General features: G+C 49.1%; 7 protein-coding genes. 4 read left to right on the top strand and 3 right to left on the bottom strand.

The window, feature by feature from the left end; genetic code table 11:
- The 3 genes from L0156_09940 to L0156_09930 all read left to right on the top strand — a co-directional run.
- The coding region (locus L0156_09940; GenBank protein ID MCI0603324.1) for a PEGA domain-containing protein at positions 1-1,263 on the top strand (1,263 nt) is incomplete at its 5' end.
- 233 nt (positions 1,264-1,496) lie between these two features.
- Complete coding sequence (locus tag L0156_09935; GenBank protein MCI0603323.1) at positions 1,497-2,516, top strand: putative zinc-binding metallopeptidase; 1,020 nt, start codon at positions 1,497-1,499, stop codon at positions 2,514-2,516.
- On the top strand, positions 2,506-3,537 hold the full coding sequence (locus tag L0156_09930) for a D-alanine--D-alanine ligase (protein MCI0603322.1): 1,032 nt from the start codon (positions 2,506-2,508) through the stop codon (positions 3,535-3,537). The genes L0156_09935 and L0156_09930 overlap by 11 nt, the downstream gene beginning before the upstream one ends.
- Positions 3,538-3,617: 80 nt before the next feature.
- Here L0156_09930 and L0156_09925 read toward each other — a convergent pair whose 3' ends face one another.
- Positions 3,618-4,283 carry a BON domain-containing protein gene (locus L0156_09925; protein MCI0603321.1) on the bottom strand — a complete coding sequence of 222 codons (666 nt, stop codon included), beginning with the start codon at positions 4,281-4,283 and terminating at the stop codon, positions 3,618-3,620.
- Between the two features lie 100 nt (positions 4,284-4,383).
- Between L0156_09925 and L0156_09920 the strand changes: the two genes are divergently transcribed.
- A complete protein-coding gene (locus L0156_09920) occupies positions 4,384-5,430 on the top strand; it encodes a hypothetical protein (protein MCI0603320.1) in 1,047 nt (348 codons plus the stop codon).
- A 17-nt stretch (positions 5,431-5,447) separates the two neighbouring features.
- On the opposite strand, the gene L0156_09915 is transcribed toward L0156_09920, so the two are convergent.
- A complete protein-coding gene (locus L0156_09915; GenBank protein MCI0603319.1) occupies positions 5,448-6,839 on the bottom strand; it encodes an IgA Peptidase M64 in 1,392 nt (463 codons plus the stop codon).
- Between the two features lie 25 nt (positions 6,840-6,864).
- Positions 6,865-7,662 (bottom strand): hypothetical protein, encoded by a 798-nt coding sequence (locus L0156_09910; protein ID MCI0603318.1) that lies wholly within the window; start codon positions 7,660-7,662, stop codon positions 6,865-6,867.
- Between the last annotated feature and the right edge of the window lie 239 nt (positions 7,663-7,901).

The following is a 7,901-nucleotide window of genomic DNA, read 5'->3' as shown; positions in this document are numbered from 1 at the left end:
GTGCAGCGCGCTTTGAAGCTGGATCAGAATACACAGGCTATCTTGCTGGAAGAACGGGTTCAGGCGGCACTAAAAGAGCGTGCTTACCGTGAATCTGAAGAAAAGAATATTACCGTAGAAGTGGATCATCTTTGTGAACAACTGAACTTCAGTGACGCAGTGAAGCTGTTGGAAAGCGTTAAGCAAGACTCTCCGCAGCTGGTGAAATCGCTGTTGCCTAAGGTAGAGCGAAACCAGGATCTCTATCAGAAATTTGTTGATGCTCAGGATAGGTTTGAAGAAAACAAGCTGGAGGAAGCTCAAAAAGCTCTCGATGACTTCCTGAGTTTTCCTGTTCCTTATGAATTTCAGGCGTTCTATGGGCTTCGAAAACAAGCTGAAGAGACGCTGAAGGAGATACGCACAAGATTGGTTGAGGTGGAAGCGGATCAACTTCTGAAGAAAGCCGACACTTTCCTGCGGATGGGGCAATTTAATCAAGCTCGCCAGATTTGTGTGACTGTCCTCTCTGCAAATCCAAATCATCCTATCGCTAAGAAGAAGCTTGAAGAGATTGATCGATTGCTTGGCAGCCAGAACATCGATACAGGTGAGTTATTGAAGCAAATTGAGATGACGGGAATGCATCCTCCTGATACCGAACCGGGAATGGAGATACCGCAGACTGTTTATAACGAAGAGATTACTGCTGAACCGCCACCTCCTCCACCGCAAATGCCACAGCCGTCAACCAGGCCGGTGGCTCCTCAAGCGCCGCCTGTCGCAAGGCCGGCACCGGGAAGGGTTCCTGCTCCGGCTCCGCAAGCTAAACCTAGCACACCTGGTTTATCTCCTTTCATGACCTGGGGAATTGGTGCAGCTGCGGCTCTTGCGATTCTTGCAATCGCTGTAGTCCTCCTCTGGTCCCCATCGGATGTGAAAGTAGAAAAGCCAATACCGAAGCTGACAATCAAGCCGAACTCAAAAAAGCAGGATGTGCCGCCACCGCCGCCTCCCGTCGTCGTAATTCAACCATTGTCCGTTTCTATCGATGTGCGGCCCTGGGCAGAACTTGAAATCAACGGAAAAGGATTGTCCCAGCCGTTGCGCGGAGTTACTCCTGTCCGCGTGAATCTACCACCCGGAGAATATTCGGTTGTTCTTTCAAATCCCGAATTCGCCACGTTGAGTCAAACCATTCAAGTAAGCAGCGCGAACCGCGAATTCCGTTTTCAATTCCCGCAAATGGATCCCAATCGAGTTGTCGACAGTCTGCTGCAATAGTAGTAGTGTCAGAGCATTTGCCATTGTTTTTTTATGAGCTGCTTATCGCACAAATGCCTGCAATAGCACAAGCATCTTCCTGCATGCAAATGCTCTGCTTCGTCCGCGATGGTAGCAGAGCATTTTCACACCGGTGATAGTTTCAGAGAAAAAGCAAAGCCTTCGCACCAAACACGTTCATACACCCCGTATGGAAAATGCTCTGCCACTACCATTAAACTACAGCTAGAGAAATGCCAGCACGAATTCAATGGAGTCGCATCAGTGATGAAGATTTACTAAAGTTTCGTCTTTGTGATCTTCCTATCAAACTTGAAGGCACACCGTTAAAGAGACAAATCAAGCAACTCTATAAAGAACTTGGATCGCGTGGGATCCGGTTCAGGCCGCATGTGTGGCTCTCCGATGAATTTTTTACGCCCGATCAGGTCCCCGGATTTGCTGTGCCTTTCTACCTTGCGCATCCGCGATTGATGAAACTGGAACGGAAACAGATGCTGCAAATAGAAGGTGGAAGCGAGCAGGATTTTATGCGCATTATTCGACATGAAGCAGGGCATGCTCTGGATCATGCTTATCGACTGCACTCTGATTCGGGCTTCCGTAGAGTCTTCGGCTCTCTCCGCAAGCCGTATCCCGAGTCTTACAGACCGAATCCCAACAGCCGCAGTTATGTTCTGCATCTTGGCTCATGGTACGCTCAATCACATCCACTGGAGGATTATGCTGAGACTTTTGCAGTTTGGCTTGGCCCCCGCTGGAGGAGCCGGTACCAGGGATGGCCGGCTTTGCGAAAACTTGTGTACATCGATCAATTGATAAAGAATATTTCAGGAAAGCCGTCCAAAAATTGGCGCCGGGAAAAAGTGGATACGCTCCGGCAGATCAAAATGACGCTGGGTGAATACTACAGTCAAAAGAAAGAGCAGTACGCGATTGAGTATCCTGCCTATTATGACCGGGATTTGCGGCGAATCTTTTCACAAGAGAAGCGCTATACATCGCGCCAGACAGCGGTTTCATTTTTGCGCGATTACCGCACTGAAGTGCGGCATCTGGTTGCGGAAGGGACTGGCGTCCATTCCTATTCGGTCGATCACGTTCTGGAAACAATGATAGACCGCGCAAAGGATTTACGGTTGCGTGTCTGTTTCCCGAAGAATCAAACAAGAAGACAGGTGCTGATTATGCTCACTGTTCATACAATGAACATCGTGCATTCGGGCCGTTACCGGTTTTATTATGGCCTTTAAACCAAAGAAACAGCTTCGCATCCTGATGGTGCTTGATCAGGATCTGATCCCGCCCAAAAACATCAAGGAATTGCCGGAAGAAGAGAGCAAAAAGTTTGAAAATGAATATGACGTGATTTCCACATTGGAAGGAATGGGACACGAGATCAGGATCGTAGGAGTCGCCAAAGACGTCCGCGTTATCCGCTCGGCCATGGAAGAATTTCAGCCTCAAGTTGCTTTCAACATGCTGGTCGAAATGCATGGCTACTCCATGTTTGAGCCTCATGTCGTCAGCTATCTCGAATTGATTCAGCTTCCTTACACTGGATGCAATCCGCGAGGATTGATGCTGGCCCATGATAAGGCGCTTACAAAAGAGATCATGAGTTATCACCGCGTTCCTGTGCCGGAATTTGTTGTGTTTCCCCGGAATCGCACAATCAAAAGGCCGCCAAGACTGAAGTTTCCACTCCTTGTTAAGTCTCTTGTGGAAGAAGGCTCGGTTGCTATCTCAAAAGCTTCCATTGTTCACGATGATGCAGCCCTTGCGGAACGCGTAGAGTTCGTTCATCGAAAAGTAGTGACGCATGCAATTGCAGAACAGTACATTGAAGGCCGGGAGATTTATGTGGCAATGACAGGGAACCACAGGCTGGAAGTTTATACGCCATGGGAACTGCACATTGAACATCTGCCCGAAGGAGCGCCTCTGATTGCCACAAGCAAGAGCAAATGGGACCGCGCTTATCAAAAAAAAATCGGACTCTCCACCAGGCCCGCCGACTTGACGCCGGAGATAAAGAAGCGGATCGATCATGTTTCCCGACGAATTTACCGGATCCTGAATCTTTCCGGCTATGCGCGACTCGATTTCCGTTTATCTCCCGAAGGGGTGCTCTATCTCCTTGAAGCGAATCCAAATCCGGACATCTCGTTCGGCGAAGATTTTGCGGAAGCAGCAGGACATTCCGGAATCAGCTACCAAAAACTGCTGCAAAAAATAGTGAATCTTGGAATGAGTTACCACCCGTTCTTTTAGGAGCGGGATTACGGAGCGCAGGGGCTTCCAGCCTTGCATTACGGGCCGCAGGCATCTTGCCTGCAACCCGTTGCTGAAATCTATGAACCGACTACGAGATCAGAGTTGACCTTCTTTACGCCTTCAATGGATTCAGCAACCTTAACCGCCTGAGCGGCTTCTGCTGCATTCTTAACTTTTCCAGTGAGAGTGACCACACCGTTTTTTGTGTCGACATCAATCCGGTAAGCGGCAACCTGATCGTCCTTCGCGAGCGCCAGCTTTACTTTCGCCGTTGTCGATGCGTCGTCTACCATTTCGCCGACGTTCACATCGTCAATCTTGTCTTCGGCTTTGTCTGCCGTTTCTGCAATTTTTTCTCCGGCCCCATCAATCTTTTCTCCGGTCTTTTCCGCAGTCTCCTCTAACTTCTTGCCCGCATTCTCAGCCGTTTCTTCCATCTTTTCATCAAGATTTGTGCTGCCGATTTGTGGCTCAACCTGTAGTCTGGAAACTACATCCTTTACCTGGGGAACAGAACGAGCTAGTTGAATGGCATGAGCCTCCTGATCCTGTTGAGTAATTTTCCCTTCCAGCGTCACCACTCCTTCCTTAGTATCTACACTGATGTCTGTTGCATCCAGAATCTCATCGTCCGTGATTTTCGCCTTAACTTCGGTCGTAATCCGCGCATCGTTGCTTGCGCTGCAGGCCATGAATGAAACTGCAAGAAAGATCATTACCAATAAAGCAAACTTCCGTGCCATATAGCACCTCCTAAGTTTCAATTTTGCGTAGATTCGTTTCGGAGGTGTCGCAGAAAACGTTTCTGCATGTGGTGTTCAGGACTACGAACCGCGATATAGTATGATTTTGCGCAACTATAAGCTTCCGATCCTGATATGCGTCGCGGTGACGGTTGTGTTTCTTGCTCTCCTTGCCGCATACCGCAATTCAGTCCACAAAATAACAGTCTATGCCGGTCCTGATCAGACCATTCGAGGCGCGTCCGCGAGTCTGCAAGGGGCGGTGCTGAATCAACGGCCTTTGAATTTCTGGACAGGTGATGGCAATCATGCAACAGAAGACATGCTGGTCAAATATGATTCCCGATCCGGGGTTTCCTACGTTGGACCACTCAGAAATCCAGAAGGAGCATTCTTCGGTTGGCCGTCCGATTTCGCTCGCATCAATCAAGATGTTTACGGGATAGATGCGGACAGGCGCCGTTTGTATAAGCTGAACGCTGATACCGGAATTTGTGAGCCGTTGAAGGCCAAACTTCTCTATCGGCGAGTGTTTGGATTGGCCTACGATGAGATTCACGACAAACTGTATGCGGTTGATAAAGTGGCCCGGAAAGTGCTTTTGCTCGACACACTGACAGGTGATGCATCGGAGGTTCTGACTCTTCCGGCGTCGCACCTTGATATTCGTGGTCTTGCTTACAATGCCGGCGATAACCGCATCTACTACAGCGATGAATCTACAGAATCCATTTATCACTGCGACCTGACCATCGGTCAACCCCGTCTCCTTGTGACTTTTCAGGATGGGCAGGACACGGTCATGGAGGAACTTGATTTCCACGACGGGCGATTGTTTGCGTCCTGTTTGACGTTTCGTGAATCGATTTGGTCCATGCAAGTCATGGAGATCGATGCTGCCCTGCGGACGAAACATCCGGTGGGACCGGTCATCAACGATTTATCCGGTCACTGTTTATTGATAAATTCGATGCCGGCAAGAATATTGTGGCGACAGATTTCCGGACCGGACAGGGCGCAGTTTTCAGATCCTGCAGATCCTCAAGCCACAGTGGAATTCCCGCAACCCGGCACGTACGTGCTGGAGCTTGTTGCCGAAGGAACTCACCAGATTGCCGATTCGGTCACACTGAAAGCAGTTTTCTGACGCGGTGACAGGTCTGACTACGGCGTATAAAGTCGAATGACCATTTCCAGCGCGCGGCGGCAAACGGCGCAGAAGGGGACATCGTTGCGGGAGAACATGATGCAATCGACCTGAGGCCGGTAGTATCCACGCGCTGCGTAGTTGGCTCCTTCAAAAGCGCCCACTTTTTTCGCGTATTTATCGGCAGCAAGTTCTCTGGACTCATGTTCCTTTTGTTCCTGGAACAGTTTATCCATCTCTTCCTCCGACTTGTTCTCGGCGCGAATTTTCCTGCGGCGCTCTCTGATTTGCGCAGAATACTTTTCGAATGTTTCCTTGTTCCATGGAGTAGGGAGAGGAGTACCCGGCGAGACGAGGTCGTGCCATTTCAATTGCTCGGCATCCAGCAGGGCAGTTGCATTCGGTTCCCATGGCTCGACTCTATCTTCAGAAGGCAAATACGCAACATCAGATGTGTAATACTCGTCCGCAAGTCCTGCGAAGTGGTGTCCGAATTCATGAACAAATACATAGGGAGCCCATAAAGAATCTGCAGCGACAGTGCTATACAAATTAAAAATTCCACCGCCACCATACGTGCTGTTGTTTACCAGGATCTCTACATACTCGTAAGGTGAGAATGCAACAATTTCGCGGAAGGCCTGATTCTGAAAAGTGAGTATGTACCGCTCGGATCCGAAAGCATCATAAGTGCTTCCCACTGGATTCCGTTTGTGCACGCCTGTAGAAGGACGCGAGATTCCTGACTCTTCTGCCGGCGGACAGAGTCCCCAAACATTGAAGTCCTTTCTGTGCTCCTTAAATGGAGACTGAGAAAAAAGAATTTCCGCGAGACGTTTCGCGTCTTTCTCGAACTTACTCGCTTCGGCTGCTGTATAGCCATCCCCAAGGATCAGGAAATCAACTTTAGTCGACGGATCTCCATTCTTTTCTAATTCCAACAGCGGGGCAGGGGATTTGTGTTTCGAACGATCGACAAACATGTCTTTGGGGTCCACCAGCAAGGACCAGATTTCTTTGAATGCGTTGTTGGCATCCCGCTTTTTCAGAAGAATCTGTACTTCCTGTTGCGGCTCCGGAAGCCGGAATGATTCGTGAAAAGTGCGATGCATCTTTCGCGCTTCATCCGTTGTTTCCCATTCTCCATAAACGGATGCGAACCCCCGGGAATAGATAGCGCGATTCGTCCGGCGATCGATCACTTCGAACAAATACCTGCCAAGATTTGTGTCGTCAACCGATTTGTCAAGATTACCGGGCCAGGGAAGCGGCTCAATGACCACACGGTCCAGGCTGAAAACCTCGTGGTTCGCGTCTCCTGTGTGGAAATAATCTACGCGCATGGTCTGTGGGGGCGCTGCATAAACAGTAGTGGTAATCAAAAGAAACGCAAGAAGGATTTGTTTCATGCACGATATTGTACATTACTTGAGCTCAGGCGCTTCTGATGTGTTCGTGCCCTTGCAAATGGTCGGCGCAGTAACCGGGCGTTCCAGCGCATTCGGTACAGTAACGGAAGTCCATATCCGGATGACTTATGTCCGTAATACCGCAAATAACACAGCGATGAAATGGCTGTTTTTCCGATTTCGTATTAGCAAACTTGCTGGATTGAGATGCCATATGTCGCCGGCCCGTTCTGACTCTGTCCTTGATATCCGTCCAGAAGAACAACAGGAAATTGCAGATAGAGGCAAGGACCAGCAGCTTTATGTTCCATGCACCGGTAATCAGGATGTAGCCGTATGAAAGCCAGGTCAAAAGAGCGAGCCATTTAATTTTCACAGGAAGAATGAAAAAGATGTACAGAACGAAGTCAGGATTGAGAAACGCGAAAGCCAGAAAAACCGAGCCTTGCAGGAATCCGTTCGAAGCTTGAGCTTCCGGAAAGAGGAAGGCCGCTGCAACAGTGGCCAGATAACCAACCAGCAAAAAGACGTTGTATCGGAATGTGCCCCAGTAATGTTCGAGCGAATTCCCCATAAGGTAAAAAAGGTACCAGAAAAAGAAAGCAAAGATCGGATTGGTAACAGGCGGGACGGCCAGGAAGCTGAGCAGTCTCCAGACCTGTCCTTGTAAAACAAGGCCTGGGAGCAGATGAAAGGCATTGAGTATTTCCGGTTGTGGCTTTGAGATGATGTAGACAGAGACTTGCGCCAGAATCAGAACAAGAGTTACGTTTGGGATTCCACTGTTTCCAAATCTTCGTTCGAGCCGGTCGAGAATTCGCATAGCATCAATCTTAAACGCAAAGGCATAAAGCGGCAAAGCCGCAAAGAAGCAAAAGGTGTACGAAGGGAGATAGGGAGATAAAAAGAGATAAGGAGATAATTCTTGTTTTTTTTTATCTCCACATCTCAACTATCTCCTCATCCCCCTTCTTACCTAACGCGGCATAGCCGACAACCAAAATGATAGCGGAGAGAAGTCCGAATATCGAACAAGGAACTCCGAACCGCAGAAGTCTGGCC

Source organism: bacterium, assembly GCA_022616075.1.
In the GTDB taxonomy this organism is placed as follows: domain Bacteria; phylum Acidobacteriota; class HRBIN11; order JAKEFK01; family JAKEFK01; genus JAKEFK01.
Note: the sequence above shows the minus strand (reverse complement) of the source record. Positions and strands in the feature narration are given on the sequence as shown.

Coding starts and splice junctions, on each gene's coding strand:
- L0156_09935 (MCI0603323.1), top strand. CDS start 1,497: ATGCCAGCACGAATTCAATGGAGTCGCATCAGTGATGAAGATTTACTA.
- L0156_09930 (MCI0603322.1), top strand. CDS start 2,506: ATGGCCTTTAAACCAAAGAAACAGCTTCGCATCCTGATGGTGCTTGAT.
- L0156_09925 (MCI0603321.1), bottom strand. CDS start 4,283: ATGGCACGGAAGTTTGCTTTATTGGTAATGATCTTTCTTGCAGTTTCA.
- L0156_09920 (MCI0603320.1), top strand. CDS start 4,384: ATGATTTTGCGCAACTATAAGCTTCCGATCCTGATATGCGTCGCGGTG.
- L0156_09915 (MCI0603319.1), bottom strand. CDS start 6,839: ATGAAACAAATCCTTCTTGCGTTTCTTTTGATTACCACTACTGTTTAT.
- L0156_09910 (MCI0603318.1), bottom strand. CDS start 7,662: ATGCGAATTCTCGACCGGCTCGAACGAAGATTTGGAAACAGTGGAATC.